This window comes from Anaerosalibacter bizertensis (genome assembly GCF_009696605.1).
Lineage (GTDB): Bacteria > Bacillota > Clostridia > Tissierellales > Sporanaerobacteraceae > Anaerosalibacter > Anaerosalibacter bizertensis.
Map to the genome: position 1 here is coordinate 69161 of NZ_VULR01000011.1, position 16512 is coordinate 85672.

At 27.6% G+C, this 16512-nt stretch carries 11 protein-coding genes, 1 rRNA gene and 1 other annotated feature; of the genes, 11 read left to right on the top strand and 1 reads right to left on the bottom strand.

Going from position 1 to position 16512, the window contains the following annotated elements; all coding sequences use genetic code 11:
* The first annotated feature begins 14 nt into the window (after positions 1 to 14).
* The 6 genes from pheT (at position 15) to FYJ27_RS08950 (ending at position 10932) form a co-directional block, all read left to right on the top strand.
* Complete coding sequence (gene pheT / locus FYJ27_RS08925) at positions 15 to 2411, top strand: phenylalanine--tRNA ligase subunit beta (RefSeq protein WP_154484504.1); 2397 nt, start codon at positions 15 to 17, stop codon at positions 2409 to 2411.
* Between the two features lie 105 nt (positions 2412 to 2516).
* On the top strand, positions 2517 to 3086 hold the full coding sequence (gene zapA, locus FYJ27_RS08930; protein WP_154484505.1) for a cell division protein ZapA: 570 nt from the start codon (positions 2517 to 2519) through the stop codon (positions 3084 to 3086).
* A gap of 5 nt (positions 3087 to 3091) precedes the next feature.
* Positions 3092 to 5530, top strand: a complete 2439-nt coding sequence (locus tag FYJ27_RS08935; protein WP_326831063.1) for a U32 family peptidase — start codon at positions 3092 to 3094, stop codon at positions 5528 to 5530.
* Between the two features lie 37 nt (positions 5531 to 5567).
* A complete protein-coding gene (locus tag FYJ27_RS08940) occupies positions 5568 to 7946 on the top strand; it encodes an endonuclease MutS2 (protein WP_154484506.1) in 2379 nt (792 codons plus the stop codon).
* A 56-nt stretch (positions 7947 to 8002) separates the two neighbouring features.
* Positions 8003 to 8206 (top strand) — a binding site (T-box leader).
* A gap of 44 nt (positions 8207 to 8250) precedes the next feature.
* Positions 8251 to 9951: an arginine--tRNA ligase gene (gene argS / locus FYJ27_RS08945; protein WP_154484507.1), complete on the top strand. Its 1701-nt coding sequence runs from the start codon at positions 8251 to 8253 to the stop codon at positions 9949 to 9951.
* Positions 9952 to 9963: 12 nt separating this feature from the next.
* Positions 9964 to 10932, top strand: a complete 969-nt coding sequence (locus FYJ27_RS08950) for a hypothetical protein (protein ID WP_154484508.1) — start codon at positions 9964 to 9966, stop codon at positions 10930 to 10932.
* A 21-nt stretch (positions 10933 to 10953) separates the two neighbouring features.
* Here FYJ27_RS08950 and FYJ27_RS08955 read toward each other — a convergent pair whose 3' ends face one another.
* Positions 10954 to 11148: a hypothetical protein gene (locus FYJ27_RS08955; RefSeq protein ID WP_154484509.1), complete on the bottom strand. Its 195-nt coding sequence runs from the start codon at positions 11146 to 11148 to the stop codon at positions 10954 to 10956.
* Between the two features lie 176 nt (positions 11149 to 11324).
* Between FYJ27_RS08955 and FYJ27_RS08960 the strand changes: the two genes are divergently transcribed.
* From FYJ27_RS08960 to FYJ27_RS08980, 5 genes are all read left to right on the top strand, one after another.
* A complete protein-coding gene (locus FYJ27_RS08960; protein ID WP_154484510.1) occupies positions 11325 to 13094 on the top strand; it encodes a B12-binding domain-containing radical SAM protein in 1770 nt (589 codons plus the stop codon).
* 11 nt (positions 13095 to 13105) lie between these two features.
* Positions 13106 to 13864: a hypothetical protein gene (locus tag FYJ27_RS08965; RefSeq protein WP_154484511.1), complete on the top strand. Its 759-nt coding sequence runs from the start codon at positions 13106 to 13108 to the stop codon at positions 13862 to 13864.
* A 13-nt stretch (positions 13865 to 13877) separates the two neighbouring features.
* On the top strand, positions 13878 to 15002 hold the full coding sequence (locus FYJ27_RS08970; protein ID WP_154484512.1) for a tetratricopeptide repeat protein: 1125 nt from the start codon (positions 13878 to 13880) through the stop codon (positions 15000 to 15002).
* Positions 15003 to 15065: 63 nt separating this feature from the next.
* The gene (locus FYJ27_RS08975) at positions 15066 to 15977 is read left to right on the top strand and encodes a bifunctional enoyl-CoA hydratase/phosphate acetyltransferase (RefSeq protein ID WP_154484513.1); all 912 of its coding nucleotides are present in this window, start codon (positions 15066 to 15068) and stop codon (positions 15975 to 15977) included.
* Between the two features lie 438 nt (positions 15978 to 16415).
* A 16S ribosomal RNA gene (locus tag FYJ27_RS08980) occupies positions 16416 to 16512 on the top strand; the annotation flags it as partial.

The following is a 16512-nucleotide window of genomic DNA, read 5'->3' on the forward strand; positions in this document are numbered from 1 at the left end:
TGGAGGAAGAAAAAATGTTATTACCTATGAAATGGTTGAAAGATTATATAGATATAGATATAGACTCAAAAGAACTTTCTGATAAACTAACTTTAACTGGTTCTCATGTAGAATCTATTATACCTTTAGACAAAGGTATCAAGAAGGTAGTGGTAGGAAAAATATTAAGTATAGAAAAGCATCCTAATGCAGATAAGCTAGTAATAACCACTACAGATGTAGGAGATGAGAAGCTTAAAATAATAACAGGAGCTTCAAATATAAAAGAAGGAGATTATGTACCAGTAGCACTAGTTGGTGCAAGACTTCCAGGTGGAATTAAAATAAAGAAAAGTAAATTAAGAGGCGAAGAGTCTTTTGGAATGCTTTGTTCATTAGATGAGTTAGGTATAAATGATAATGTTGTACCTAAAGAACAGAGAGATGGGATATTTATTTTAGATAAAGAATACCCTCTAGGCATGGATATAAAAGACATATTGGGACTTAATGGGGATGTGATAGAGCTTGAAATAACCCCAAACAGACCAGATTGTTTAAGCATTATAGGAATGGCAAGGGAAACCTGTGCTACATTTGATAAGAAAATAAAGTATCCAGAAATTTCAATTAGAAAAGAAGAAGAAAGTATAAATAATTATGTTAAAGATGTAGAAATATTAGATAAAGATTTGTGCAATAGATATTATGCTAAAGTTATAAAAGATGTAAAGATAGAAAGCTCACCACTATGGTTACAGACTAGGCTTATGGAAGCAGGAGTACGTCCTATAAATAACATTGTAGATGTGACCAATTATGTAATGTTAGAATTTGGAGAACCTATCCATGCTTTTGATTTAAATAAGATAAAAGATGAAAAAATTATTGTAAGAAGAGCATTAGATTCAGAAAAAATTACTACTATTGATGGTGTTGAAAGAAAGTTAAATCCTTCAAATCTAGTTATAGCAGACAGTGAAAAGCCAATAGCTATAGCTGGAATAATGGGAGGATTGGATTCAGAAGTTACAAGTGAAACAAAAACTATTTTAATAGAGACAGCTAATTTTAATGATAAAAATGTAAGGCTTACGTCAAAATCATTGAATCTTAGAACTGAAGCTTCAGCAAGGTTTGAAAAGGGAATAGATCCAAATCTATGTGAAATTGCTTGTAATAGGGTTTGTCAATTAATAGAAGAAATAGGTGCTGGAAAAGTAGTTGGCGAATACATAGATGACTATATAGAAAAATCCATAGAAAAAGTTATTACTTTACGAACTGATAAGGTTAATAGACTTCTTGGAACTAATATAGATAAAAATGATATGATTGATATACTAGAGAGATTAGAATTAAAAGTAGAAGAAAAAGAAGAGTGTTTAGAAGTTACAGTTCCTACTTTTAGATTGGATTTGGAAGCAGAAGTAGATTTAATTGAAGAAATAGGAAGAATATATGGTTTTCATAATATAAAAAATGAGCCTTTGAGAGGGGCTTTAATTAGAGGTGAAAAGCCTTATGATAAGGCTATTGAAGATAAAGCGAAGTTAATACTCGAAGGTTTAGGAATGAATGAAATATTAACTTATTCATTTGTAAGTCCTAAAGCATATGATAAAATAAAATTAAGTGAAGATAGTGAAAAAAGGAAATATATAAAGATAATGAATCCTTTAGGGGAAGATTATAGTGTTATGAGAACTACCCTTATTCCAAATGCTATGGACGTTTTAGCAAGAAATTATAACTATGGGGTAGAAAGAGCCTTTATATATGAGATAGGAAATATATTCATACCGAAAGAATTACCAATTAAAAATCTACCAATTGAAAGGAAAATATTATCTTTAGGCATGTATGGTGATGTGGATTATTTTTATATAAAGGGAGTTGTAGATACACTTCTTGAAAGATTAGGAATATTAAAATGTAAATACTTAAGAGAAGAAAATCATCCTTCTTTCCATCCAGGTAGAACTGCTAATATTATTTATAAAGATAAAGTTTTAGGTGTTATTGGAGAAATTCATCCAGATATTTTAGAAAATTATCATATAAAAGAGAGAGTTTATATATCAGAACTAGATTTTGATACAATAATAGAGATTGCAAACTTGGAAAGACAATATAAGCCTTTAGCTAAATATCCAGCTATTATAAGAGATTTAGCTATAGTACTTGATAGAGAGATATTAGTAAAAGATATTGAAGAAAAGATTTTAGAGAATGGAGAAGGATTAATAGAAAAAGTAGATTTATTCGATGTATATATGGGTAAACAGATTCCAGAGGACAAAAAAAGTATTGCTTTTTCAGTTACTTATAGATCTAGTGAGAGAACATTAAAAGATGAAGAAGTAACTAAAGTTCATAATAATATAATTAATAAATTAGAGGAAACTTTCAAAGCCAATCTTAGAAGTTAGAGGGGTAGATATATTCTACTCCTTTAATTAAATCTTTAAATAAAGGAAAAACAATATTTAAGAAGAATACTTATATATGAACTAAATAAAGGGAGAGGGTAAGTTATGACAGATAAAAAGAAAGTAGAAGTTAATATAGTTGGTCGTAACTTTACAGTTGTAGGAAATGAATCTGAAGAATATATAAAAGGTATTGCAGCCTTTGTAGATGAGAAAATAAAAGAAGTGAGTTCCAAAAATGAAAAATTGAATGATTTAATGGCAACTATTCTTGCAACATTTAATATGGCTGATGAGTACTATAGAACCTATAAAGAATTGGAAAATTTAAAAATGGAAGTTAAGGAACCTATGGAAAATTATGATGGGCTTATTAAGGAATTAGAAACAAGCAAAATAAGGATTAAAGAATTAGAAGAAGAATGTAATATCTATAAAAATGAGCTATTGGAAGCTAAAAGAAATCATGAAAGTGTAAATAAATCTGTTACAAAATATGAACAGGCTATATATCTTAAAGAAAATGAATTGAAACAGAATCAGAAGATTATAAAAGATTTACAAGACAAATTATATCAAAATCAAATGGAACTGATTCAAACTAAGAAAGAGTTAGATGAGGTAGTAAAAGATCTTGATAAAAATAATAGCATATTTAATAAGGAGGAATTGTAATACAGGTGGAAAAAAAGAATAAAAAAGTTGAGTTATTGGCTCCTGTAGGAAGTATGGAATCACTATATGCTGCAGTACAAAATGGTGCACAGGCAGTTTATTTAGGAGGAAAACTTTTTAGTGCTAGACAATATGCTTCTAATTTTGATTTAGAAGAGTTGAAAGTTGCAGTAAGATATGCACATTTAAGAGGAGTAAAGGTTTATGTAACTGCAAATATTTTATTGAGAGATGATGAAATAGAAGAAGCTATTGATTATATAAAATCATTATATGAAATAGATATAGATGCTTTAATTATACAAGATATTGGATTAGCATCTTTAGTAAAAAACATATTTCCTGAGTTTGAGATTCACGGAAGCACTCAAATGACTATAAATAATTTAGAAGGAACTATTTTTTTAGAAAATATGGGTTTTCAAAGGGTAGTTTTAGCAAGAGAACTTTCCGTTGAAGAAATTAAATATATTAATGACAGAAGTAATATTGAATTAGAAGCTTTTGTACATGGAGCACTTTGCGTATGTTATTCTGGTCAATGTCTTATGAGTAGTATTATAGGTGGCAGAAGTGGTAATAGAGGGAGATGTGCTCAGCCTTGTAGAATGCCTTATTCTATTGTAAGTTTAAAAGATGGAAATCATGTTTTTAAAGATTATGAAAAAAAGTATGTTTTAAGTCCGAAGGATTTAAATACTATAGAAAAATTAGAGGAAATAATAGAAAGTGGAATTATGTCTTTAAAGATAGAAGGAAGAATGAAGAGGCCAGAATACGTAGCTACTGTAGTCAATAAGTACAGAAAAGCTCTAGATTTAGGTAGTAATAAAATATCGGAAATTGATAAAAGAGAGATTGAAGAAATATTTAATAGAGGTTTTACTAAAGGTTATTTATTTGGAGATTTTGGGGATAGAATAATATCTTTAGATAAACCTAATAATAGAGGGATTTGTATAGGTAAAGTTGTAAAGGTAGATAGAAATAAAATATATATTCGATTAAAGGAAGATGTTCAAGTTAAAGATGGAATTCAACTTGTTACAAATAAAGGTGAAGAGGTAGGATTGGTATTGGACAATTCTGCTAGAAAAGGTACTATATTAAAAATAGATAAGATAAAGGGAGTGGATATAAATTCCTTAGTATATAGGACATCTAACAATCTTTTACTAGAAAAAGCGAAAGAGTCTTTTGAAAACATAGAAAATATAAAGTATCCTATAGATATTGATGTATTTATATCCATAGGGAAGATACCAGTCCTTATAATAAGAGATGATGAACATACTATAAAAGTAGAAGGAAGCAGATTGGTAGAAAAAGCAAAAAAGGTGTCTTTAACAGAAGAAAGGGTAAAGAATCAATTAAATAAGTTGACAAATGAACCATATTATATAGAAAATATAAAGATTTATTTAGATGAGAATTCTTTCCTTCCTTTAAGCGAACTAAATAGTTTGAGAAGGAGAGGAATAGAATTATTGAATGAAAAAAAAGCGGTGTTTAATAATAGAGAAAAAGTATCTAATACTGTATTTGAATCAAGAGTTAGAAATTGTTTTGAATTTGAAAAGAGAGAGAAAGTACAAATTCAAAATAGGAAATTGAGTGTAAAGGTATCTAATATTGAACAATTTCAAAAGTTGGATTTAGAAAAGTTGGATAGAATATATATAGGATTTAATGAGGATTTATTAAATTGCGTAAAAGAAGTAAGTAATAAAGGAAAAGAGGTTTATATTGATACTGGAAAAATACTTAGTGAATTAGAGTTAAAAAACTTAGAGAAAAAAGTAAAAACGGTTATAAATTATATAAACGGAATATCTGTGTCTAATTTAGGGACTTTTCAATTTGTAAAAGACAAATTTAATTTAAATATCCATGGAGATATAGGACTGAATGTGTTTAATAGTTTTACTTCAAGAGCATTGTGGAATATGGGTGCTAGTAGTATATCCCTCTCTCCTGAGTTGAATTTAAAACAAATAGAAGAAATTTGTAAAAAAGGAAATATAGTTTATGAAACTATAGGCTATGGCTATTTACCTACTATGGTAACTAAACACTGCCCTATGTCATTAATTAAAAAATGCAATAATAATTTAAATTGCAATGAATGTTCTTTTAGAGAAGGATATGGTTTAAAAGATAGAAAAAATAAAATATTTGCATTTATAAGAAAAAACAAGATAACCACTATATACAATAGTGTTCCTCTTATGGTTTTAGAAGAATTAGAAGAGATATATAATAGTGGTGTTAATATAATAAAATTAGATTTTTCATTTGAAAGAGAAGGGATAGAAACTATTCAGAAGGCTTTTTATGATTATATAAATGGGAATTTAGGAAAAAAAGAAATAGAAGAAATAACAGATTATTGTAAAGAAAAAACTGGAATAACCAAAGGACATTATTTTAGAGGAGTTTTATAATATTGTATAAACTTCAAGATTTTGAGGTGACGATTGTATGAATGAAAGAACATTGAAAGTATTGGAATATTATAAGATAATTGATAAATTAAAAGAGAAAACAGAATCATCTTTAGGAAGAAAATTAGTAGAAAAATTGAAACCTTCTACTAATATTAAAGATATAGAATATATGCAAAGAGAAACTAGTGAATCTATAGCCCTTCTTATAAAAAGAGGAGAACCACCACTATATGGAATAAAAGATATATCAACAGAAATTAAAAGAGCAGAAATGGGTGGGATATTATCACCAGGAAGTTTACTTAAAATTTCAGATACTTTAAGGGTGTCTAGAAATCTTAAAAATTATATAAAAAAGACTAGGGAAGATAAGGATTCTAATTATCCAATTTTAGAAAAATTAATTGGGTTTTTAGAAGTATTTAAAAGTATAGAAAATAGTATAAACGAAGCTATAATAAGTGAAGAAGAAATTTCTGACAATGCAAGTTCCACTCTTAGGAATATTAGAAGACAAATAAATGCTAAAAATGACTCTGTAAGGAATAGATTAAATTCTATAGTTAATTCTTCTACTCATAAAAAGTATTTACAAGATGCCATTGTTACTATCAGAGATGGAAGATATGTTGTACCTATAAAACAAGAATATAGGTCTAAGTTTCCAGGGTTAGTACATGATCAATCTGCAAGTGGAGCTACATTGTTTATAGAGCCTATGGCTGTTGTAGAGTTAAATAATGAATTAAAAGAGCTCCAGATAAAAGAAAAGAAGGAAATAGAAAAGATACTTTTAGAATTAACCCAAATTGTAGCAGAAGAAGGGGAAAGAATAGTTCAAAATCAAAAAATATTAGAGAAAGTAGATTTTATATTTGCAAAGGGAAAGTTAGCTCTTGAGATGAAGGCTTCAAAACCTATTTTGAACAATAATGGCTATATAAATATTAAAAATGGAAGACATCCTCTTTTAAAGGTAGATAAGGTGGTTCCTATTAATATATATATAGGGAAGGACTTCAATACTTTGGTTATCACCGGTCCTAATACTGGAGGCAAAACAGTAACATTAAAAACCACAGGTTTATTGACTTTAATGGCCCAATCAGGTCTTCATATACCTGCTGATTATAATTCAGAAATAGCTGTTTTTGATAATGTTTTTTCTGATATAGGTGATGAACAGAGTATTGAGCAAAGTTTAAGTACTTTTTCTTCTCATATGACTAATATTGTAAATATATTGGAAAATGTGGATGAAAATAGTTTAGTACTATTTGACGAATTGGGAGCTGGAACAGATCCAACTGAAGGGGCAGCTTTAGCCATGTCTATCTTAGATCATTTACATGGGATGAATATAAGGACTATTGCTACTACCCATTATAGCGAACTTAAGATTTATGCATTAACTAAAGAAGGGGTTAAAAATGCTTCCGTAGAGTTTAATGTGGAAACTTTGAGCCCAACATATAAACTTTCAATTGGAGTTCCTGGTAAGTCCAATGCTTTTGAAATATCTAAACGTTTAGGATTAAGTGAAGATATAATAGAACATGCAAGAAATTTTATTTCAAAAGAAAATGTAGAGTTTGAAGATGTACTTCAAACTATTGAAGAAGATAGAAAAAGGATAGCAGAGAATAAAGAAGAAACTGAAAGGTTAAAAGATGAGATAAAAAGATTAAGAGAAGAATTAGATAGAGAAAAAGAAAAAACTTCAGAAAGAAGAGAAAAAATAATACAAAGTGCAAAGGAAGAAGCAAGGAGTATTTTAAAGGACGCAAAAGAAGAATCTGATGCTATTATATCTGAGTTAAGAAAAATTTCATCAGAAATAGAAAAAGAGAAGAATAGAAAAATTCAACAAGCACAAGATAAGTTAAAGAAAAGTATCAAGAATGTAGAAGGTGATTTATCTAGTGCTATATTAAATGTAAAGAACAATAAGCCGCCAAAGAACCTTAAGGTAGGAGAAATAGTGGAGATTCTTTCATTAGAACAACAGGGAACAGTTTTGTCTTCTCCAGATGAAAATGGAAATGTAAATGTTCAGGTAGGAATAATGAAAGTAAATGTTCATGTATCGACTCTTAAGAGGGCTAATCACAAAAAGATAGAACAATCTCAAGTTAGTGCAAAAAATATAATTAAGAGTAAAGCTAAAACTGTAAGAAAAGAGCTGGATTTAAGGGGAAAAACATTAGATGAAGCTTTATTAGATCTAGATAAATACTTAGATGATGCATATATAGCTGGACTTAAAGAAGTGTTGATAATACATGGCAAAGGTACAGGTGTTTTAAGATCTGGTATATCCAGTGTCTTAAAAAGTCATAGACATGTAAAATCACATAGGCTAGGTAATTATGGCGAAGGTGGAACTGGAGTAACAGTAGTAGAATTAAAATAAGTTCTTGAAATAATAAGAGTTATATTATATATTAGTAATTAAACAAATTAATAAAGAGAAATTCTATGAAGAGGAGAGTAGAATATATTTTTTGTTAAAGCGAGCTAAGGATGGTGGAAGCTTAGTACAAAATTATATTTGAAAAGAGCCTTGGAGAATACATCTGAAACAAGTAGGATGATACGTTTATAACGTTATAAAAATGAGTGGGCATTTTGCCAACAAGAGTGGTAACACGGAGTTTAACCTTCGTCTCTTTAATTAGAGATGAGGGTTTTTTAAATATGGAGGGAGGATTTTTAATATGATTGATTTTAAAAATGAAGTAGTAAAAATAATTTCAGGATTAGATGAAAAACTAGATGAAAAAGAAATAATGTCTTTAATTGAAGTACCCCCATCTTATGAAATGGGAGACTATGCTTTTCCTTGTTTTAAGCTAGCTAAAATATTTAGGAAGGCACCTAATCTTATTGCAGAAGAGATATCTAATAAGATACAAGAAAATTCTTATTTTGAAAAGATAGAAAATGCAGGTCCTTATGTTAACTTTTTTATAGATAGGGCAGTTCTTGCAGAAACTGTTCTTGAAGAAATAAAAGATGAAAAAGAAAGATATGGCTCCTCAAATATAGGCAAAGGTAAAACCGTTATAGTAGAATATTCATCACCTAATATAGCTAAGCCTTTCCATATAGGTCATATAAGGACTACAATTATAGGTCACGCATTATATAGAATATACAGCTTTTTAGGCTATGATACAGTGGCTATTAATCATTTAGGAGATTATGGCACCCAATTTGGAAAGTTAATTGTAGCATATAAAAAATGGGGTGATAGGTCTGTTATTGAGAAAGATCCTATTAATGAATTATTAAAATTATATATTAAATTCCATGAAGAAGTAGAAAAAGAGCCTAGCCTTGATAATGAAGCTAGAAAATGGTTTAAAAAACTAGAAGATGGTGACAATGAAGCTACAGAATTATGGAAATGGATGAGAGAAATAAGTTTAGAAGAATTTAACAAAGTATATGATATGTTAGGAATTGAATTCGACTCTTTCACTGGAGAAAGTTTTTATTCAGATAAGATGCCAAAAGTAGTTGAGGAGCTTCAAAATAAGGGACTTTTAGTTAAATCAGAAGGGGCTGATATTGTAGATTTAGAACCTTATAATATGCCACCAGCTTTAATTAGAAAAAGTGATGGTTCAACATTATATATAACTAGGGATATAGCTGCAGCTATTTATAGAAAAGAGCATTATGATTTTTATAAAAACATATATGTAGTAGGTTCAGAACAAAAACTTCATTTTGACCAATGGAGAAAAATAATAGATTTAATGGGTTACGATTGGGCAGAAGATTGTATCCATGTAACTTTTGGAATGGTAAGGTTAGAAGAGGGTACTATGTCTACTAGAAAAGGTAGAGTGGTATTTTTAGAGGATGTACTTAAAAAGGCAGTAGAAAAAACAACAGGTATTATAGAAGAAAGAAATCCAAAATTAGAAAATAAAGAAGAGGTAGCTAAACAAGTGGGAATAGGAGCTATTGTATTCCAAGAATTGTTTAATAGTAGAATAAAAGACTATGTTTTCTCTTGGGATAAAACTTTAAGCTTTGAGGGGGAAACAGGACCTTATGTACAATATGCTCATGCTAGAGCAAATAGTTTGCTGAAAAAAGGAGAGTTTTCAGTAGAAGATAAAATTGATTATTCACTATTGAAAAGGGAAGAGGAAATAGATATTATAAGACTTCTATATGATTTTCCGAATATAATAGTAAATAGTTCAGAGAAAAATGAGCCATCTTTTATAACAAGGCATATAACAGAAATTGCAAAAAACTTTAATAGGTTCTATCATAACTGTCCAATACTTAATGAAGAAGAAGATTTGAGAAAAGCAAGACTTCATTTAGTTTATGCTACAAAACTAGTATTAAATACAGGGCTTTTATTACTAGGAATAGAAGCTCCTGATAAGATGTAGAGGAGAATATAGATGGAAGAAAGGAAGATTAACAACTTTCTTTTAAATATATTTAATGTACTTAATGAAGAAAAAGAAAGAAACTATGTATCGGAAATAACAATTTTAACTATAAAAAGTCTTATGCCTTCAAGACAAGAAATAGGAACTAGAATAGATTATGAAAGATTTAAAAAAGAAATTGAATTGTGGTATCTTTATAGAAGTGGAGAGAATTTTTCTCTTTTAAACAGTATAGATTTATCTAGTAAAGATGTTTATTTAAATAGTATAGATGATAGCCTTTATATAAGAATAGCTCCCATAGTATTTTCAAATAAAAATTGGGATATTATAAAGAAAGAAGTATTAAAGAACATACTTTATACTACAGGAAATATAGAGGCTATATTAGAAGGATTATTAATTTCTAAAATACTATTTTTAATTGCATATAATGATGAAAATATTATTTCAAAATTAAAAGATGATATAATTTCTTTTTCTCAAGTAGGGTTTTTAGAGAAATATTCTGGATTTTTCAGAGTTTCAGTAGAGGAATATTCTAAGAAATTTATTGTAGATTTTGAAAGAAACAGAATAGAAATAATCAATCTACTTAATGGCATAAGTTCGAATAAATTTAAAGTTTTAAAACAGTCTTTAATGGTTGTAGAAAAAAACATATTGAAAGATGATTTTCATATATTTTCTAAGGGATTATACTGGATGAAAAATAACATTTATCTTGATAAGAAGGATAGTTTAAAATTTCATAAGGACTTATGCCATTATATTTGGAGCTTAAATAGAGGAAGAATAGATCCCAATATTTTAACCATTGAAAAATACTATTTACCTGATATATTTTCTTTTAATGAAGGAGATGAATTTTATCACTCTTTATTAAATAAATGTAAAGTATTGAAGAAAGAAAATATATCAGAAGGTATAAAAGTCTATTTAGCAACTAAATCTGGTATATATATTTTTAAAAAATAAAGACCCTCACATATAGGGGGTCTATTTTTCTAGATAGTTTAAAAACTCTTCTTCACTACTATCTGCAAGTAAACTAAGTTCTTTTACTATATTATTTTTTAAGACTATGAAGTCCTTTATATTAGTATTTTTCCCGGTGTAATCAAGTGCTTCAAGAATTATTAGCATATCTTTTTTGGACATTTCGGCAATGGAGATTTTATCAAATTTATGCATATAATCTATTCCTCCCTAAATTTTATCTAATTATCTAACTACTATAATTCTATATAGTTATATAAAACCCTTCTTTATAGTAAAAAAATCTACAAAAATACTTTTGTTTTTAGGTTATAGTTTATAAAAATCTTGTGCTATAATGTAATTAATTAAAAGAAAAGGAAGGATAAACAATGAAAGTATTAATAACTACTTTGAATTCTAAATTTATACACTCATCATTATCAATTAGATATTTGAAAAGTTTTTGCAAAGATATTCCCAATATAGAAATATGTGAATTTACTATAAATCAAAATAAAGATTATATAGCTGGAGAAATCTATAAAATGAATCCTGATATAATAGCATTTTCTTGCTATATATGGAACTTAGAAGAGACTTTAGATATATGTAATATTTTAAAAATTGTAAATCCAAACATAAAAATAATATTAGGAGGGCCTGAAGTTTCTTTTGATGGAGAAGAAACACTTAAAAAATATGATTTTGTAGATTTTATAATATATGGAGAAGGAGAAATAACCTTTAGAGAGCTTATTATTAAACTTATAAGCGAAAATAGAGAGTATATAGATGTAAAGGGTTTAATATATAGAGAAGAGGGGAAAATAGTAAAAAATGAGCCTAGACCATTTATTGAGGATTTAGATATTATCCCATCCCCTTATGAGGATTTATCTGGGCTAAAAAATAAAATAGTATATTACGAAAGTTCAAGAGGCTGTCCATTTAATTGTCAATTTTGTTTATCTTCAACTATAAAAGGTGTAAGGTTTTTTAGTTTAGATAGGGTAAAAGAAGATTTAGAAAAGCTTATAGATGCCCAAGTAAGACAGGTTAAATTTGTAGATAGGACTTTTAATACCAAGAAAGAATATGCTATGGAAATAATGAAATTTATAATGGATAAAAATCCTGAAAATATGAATTTTCATTTTGAAGTAACTGCCCACTTACTAGATAAGGAAATGTTAGACTTTTTAAGTGAAGCTGGGGAAGGACTTTTTCAGTTTGAAATTGGAATTCAATCAACAAATCCAAAAACTATAGAAGCTATAGGTAGAACTACAGATATAGAGAAGGCAAAAAAGGTTACCAAGATTATAAAAGGGTATCAAAACATACATCAACATTTAGATTTAATTGCAGGACTTCCATATGAAGATTATAATTCTTTTAAAGATTCATTTAATGAAATATATGAATTAAGGCCAGAAAAACTTCAGTTAGGATTTCTAAAATTACTTAAAGGATCTGGACTAAGAGAAAATATAGAAAGGTATGGATTTAAGTTTTTAAATAAATCTCCTTATGAAGTTTTAGAAACTAAATATATATCCTATTCTGAAATGTTAAAGTTAAAGACAATAGAAGACTTGTTGGAGAAATATGGGAATGAAAGTGTTTTTGAAAATTCTCTTCAATACATTATAACTAATTATTATGATACACCTTTTGATTTCTATGAGGATTTTAGTTCTTATTGGGAAGAAAAACAATATCATAAATTATCCCATAGCAAAAAAGGGCTTTATAAAATATTATACAATTTCTATAAAGATATAGTTAGAGAAAACTTGCAAGTATTTAATGAGATATTGAAATTTGATTATATTTTAAATAATAGGGATTCAAATATTCCACCTTATCTTAAAAGAAGAGATGTAGAAGAACTAATAAATAAAAGACATGATTTTTTAAAGGATGAAGAGAATCTAATAAAATATTTACCTGAATACAAAGATTTACCTACAAGGAAGCTTATCAATAAAGTACATTTTGAAGCTTTTGATTTTAATATTATCGATTTTATTAATGAGAATTATTCACTAAAAGAATTAAATGGAGATAAAATAATCTTATTATTTATTTATAAAAATAATAAGGTTTTAAATAAATGTGAAGTAAAAGATATTACAGAAAAAATTAATAAAATATAGGAGGAAAGATATTGGACTTATTTAAAGATTTATTTTTTATAAATTCTACAACAAGCAAGAAAGCTTTAAGAAGTTTTTCTAAAAATTGGACTATTGTATTTACAGGTTTTGCATACACCCTTTTGAATATAGTTATATTCAATCTAATAAACTTATTATTTAGAGGTGTATTAGGTATATTGGCTGGTTTTGCAGCAGCAATTGTAACTAGCAGTTTAATTTCTAATTATCTTTATTTACTATACAATATAATTAAATATGATAATTTTACTTTTGAAGATTTTAAAGAAGGATTTAGTCATTTCTTATGGAAAGTATATGGTGTATTTTTCATAGCTTGGTTACTAAGTTTCTTTTTTGGAGGACTGGGAGATTTATTTTCTGAATCTGTTACTAGGATAAATATGATTATAAATATTTTAATAATTATAATTTTTAATCCATTACCAGAAATAATTTACCAAAAAGGACTTTCTCCCTGGGAATCTATAACATATTCTTTTAATTTTATGAAAGAGAATTGGTTTAATTGGTTATTACCTAATGCAATATTCTTTTTTATAATTTATAAATTTACTGGCAATATGCTAACAAATATATTTGCAACCCATTTAAGTTATAATTTTGATATTAGTTTAATTGGAATACTAAAGTATTTAATAGGACAAGTGTTATTTTCATTTATAATGATATATAGGGGATTTTTATTTGAAATATTGAGTACTAGCACTAGAAGAAAAAGATCTTATATGAAAAAATTTTATGATTAGTAGGTGATGAATTATGGGATTAAATGATTATTTCAAAGAAAAGACTGAAAACTTGTCTTTTATTGAGTTAAAGGATAATTCTTATGTACAAATCAATGATTATAAAATTGACAGTAGTCTGCCATTACCAATTCTTATAGATACTCTTATTGATGAAGTCAAGTCGGGAGATATGAAAGATGATATAAAGGTATCTTATTTGATTGAGGGCATAATATATACTTTAGGAGTTGATCCAGAATTTGAATATGTGGATCAATATAAAGATATACTTTTTGCTTATAGTACTAAAATTGATAATTATATATTTCATATAGGCATGAAATATATGATAGAAGAAAAAATAGAAGAAGCAATGATTTATTTTAGAGCATTATTGGTTATTGACAAGACTAATGTAGAAGCCTTATTTAACTATGGTATTTGTTTAGAAAATAAGGCTAAAGAATTTTTAAATTCAGGTAATGAAGAAAAAGGAAATATGTTTTTAAGAGAAGCAATGGAAAATATAGAAACTATATTGGATATTTCTCCAAAGTACTCTTTAGCTTATTATAAATTAGGATATTATTATAGATATTATGGACAATTTTTAAAAGCTAGACTTATTTGGGAAAAGTTTCTGCTTCTAGATGAAGATAAGGAAAGAAAGCAAGAAATAAGAGAGGTATTAGATGCTATAGAAGATGATTCAAATTATGAAGAAGGATGCAATTTACTTTTTTCAGGAAGATATTCTGAAGCAATTGAAAAGTTTATTAATATAAAGGATAGGTATGAAGATTGGTGGAATTTAAATTATATGCTTGGCCTTTCTTATAAAGGCATTGGAGAAATAGATAAAGCCATAAAATATTTTATGGCTGCATTAGAGTTAAATGAAAATGAGGTAAATATATACAATGAACTAGGTATATGCTTATTTTCTATTGGGAATTTTGAAGATGCTATAGAAATATTTACAAAGGGAATTAAAAAAGATAATAAGGATTATAAAATAATCTGTAATAGGGGTATTGCTTATCTCCAATTAGGAATGTTAAAAGAGGCTATTAATGATATTGATAAAGCTTATGAAATTAATCCCTATGATGAAGTTGTAAAGAAATTCAAAAAAGAATTAGAGATTGGAATATAAAGGTTAATTTTTAAAAAATATATGATAATATATTAATGAGATATAAATATAAGGGGGAATTTTATGCCTATAAATAGTTTAAATGAACTTTTAAAGGTTAATAATGGGAATAACATGAAATTAGCTGTAGTAGTAGCTCAAGATGCAGAGGTATTGGAAGCTGTTTCAGAAGCAAGAGAACTTAAAATTGCAGAACCCATCCTAATTGGTGACGAAGAAAAAATAAAAACAATCATAGCAGATAGAGAATTGGATCTAGAAGATGTTGAGATAATTAATGAAAAAGATTATGAAAAATGTGCAGAAATAGGTGTTAAATCTGTAAATAATGGAAAAGCTAATTTTATTATGAAGGGGTTAGTAGATACTTCGATACTTCTAAAAGAAGTATTGAATAAAGATTATGGTTTAAGGACTAATAGTTTATTAAGCCATGTTATGGTTTATGAAGCGCCTAGTTATCATAAGTTAATTTATTTAACAGATGGTGGTATGAATTTAGTTCCCAATTTAAAAGAAAAAATTAAAATTATTAATAATGCTGTAAAAGTTTGTAAGGCTTTTGGAAAAGAAGAAATAAAAGTTGGATGTCTTGCAGCTAAAGAAAAAGTTAATCCAAAGATGGAAGCTACAATAGATGCAGATAAACTAAAAAAAGTATATGAAGAAGGAAAGTTTGAAGAAGGTATAATTGTAGATGGGCCTATGGCACTAGATCTTGCTATTTCTAAAGAAGCAGCTGAAATAAAAAGCTTTAAAAGTAAGGTTGCAGGGGATGCAGATATTTTATTAGTACCAAATATCGAAATGGGAAATGGAATAGGGAAAAGTATAACTTATTTTGGAAATGGAAAATCAGCTGGAGTTATCATGGGAGCTAAGGTACCAGTAGTATTGGTTTCGAGAGCAGATACCCATGAATCAAAGCTTTATTCAATAGCGTTGGGAAGTTTAGTTTCTAAAAATATATTTTGATGAAAAAGTGCAAAAAAAGGCGAAAGAAAAAGATAAAGCTATAAAAACGGATAAAATACATTAAAAATCATTGTATACAGAGTTGAACTACATTAAAAAATATGTTAAGTTATTAACTGTCCTTGAAACACAGGAAAATATGAAATGCAAACAAACAAGAAATTTTTTCAAAAAAACTATTGACAAAGATTAGAAAAGATGATAACATTTCATATTGTTGCTTGAAAAACTAAAACAAACACAGCAAACAAATAAAATTAAAAAAGAGTTGACAAACATTTTAGAATATGCTATATTAGATAAGCAACTCAAAAGAACCTAGAAAATTAAACAGTGTAAAAAAGTCCTTAAGTTAATAACTTTGATTTAAATATAATTCATAACTTAAGTCTGTATGTTTAACATACGGAAGTAATTAGTTCTGAAGGATAAAACTTTTATTATGAGAGTTTGATCCTGGCTCAGGATGAACGCTGGCGGCGTGCCTAACACATGCAAGTCGAGCGAAGGATATATAGTGAAATCTTCGGATTGA

Excerpts from the sequence above, each read along its gene's own strand:
- FYJ27_RS08970 (WP_154484512.1), top strand. The coding sequence starts at position 13,878 with ATGGGATTAAATGATTATTTCAAAGAAAAGACTGAAAACTTGTCTTTT.
- FYJ27_RS08960 (WP_154484510.1), top strand. The coding sequence starts at position 11,325 with ATGAAAGTATTAATAACTACTTTGAATTCTAAATTTATACACTCATCA.
- FYJ27_RS08940 (WP_154484506.1), top strand. The coding sequence starts at position 5,568 with ATGAATGAAAGAACATTGAAAGTATTGGAATATTATAAGATAATTGAT.
- FYJ27_RS08975 (WP_154484513.1), top strand. The coding sequence starts at position 15,066 with ATGCCTATAAATAGTTTAAATGAACTTTTAAAGGTTAATAATGGGAAT.
- argS (WP_154484507.1), top strand. The coding sequence starts at position 8,251 with ATGATTGATTTTAAAAATGAAGTAGTAAAAATAATTTCAGGATTAGAT.
- zapA (WP_154484505.1), top strand. The coding sequence starts at position 2,517 with ATGACAGATAAAAAGAAAGTAGAAGTTAATATAGTTGGTCGTAACTTT.
- FYJ27_RS08955 (WP_154484509.1), bottom strand. The coding sequence starts at position 11,148 with ATGCATAAATTTGATAAAATCTCCATTGCCGAAATGTCCAAAAAAGAT.
- FYJ27_RS08950 (WP_154484508.1), top strand. The coding sequence starts at position 9,964 with ATGGAAGAAAGGAAGATTAACAACTTTCTTTTAAATATATTTAATGTA.
- pheT (WP_154484504.1), top strand. The coding sequence starts at position 15 with ATGTTATTACCTATGAAATGGTTGAAAGATTATATAGATATAGATATA.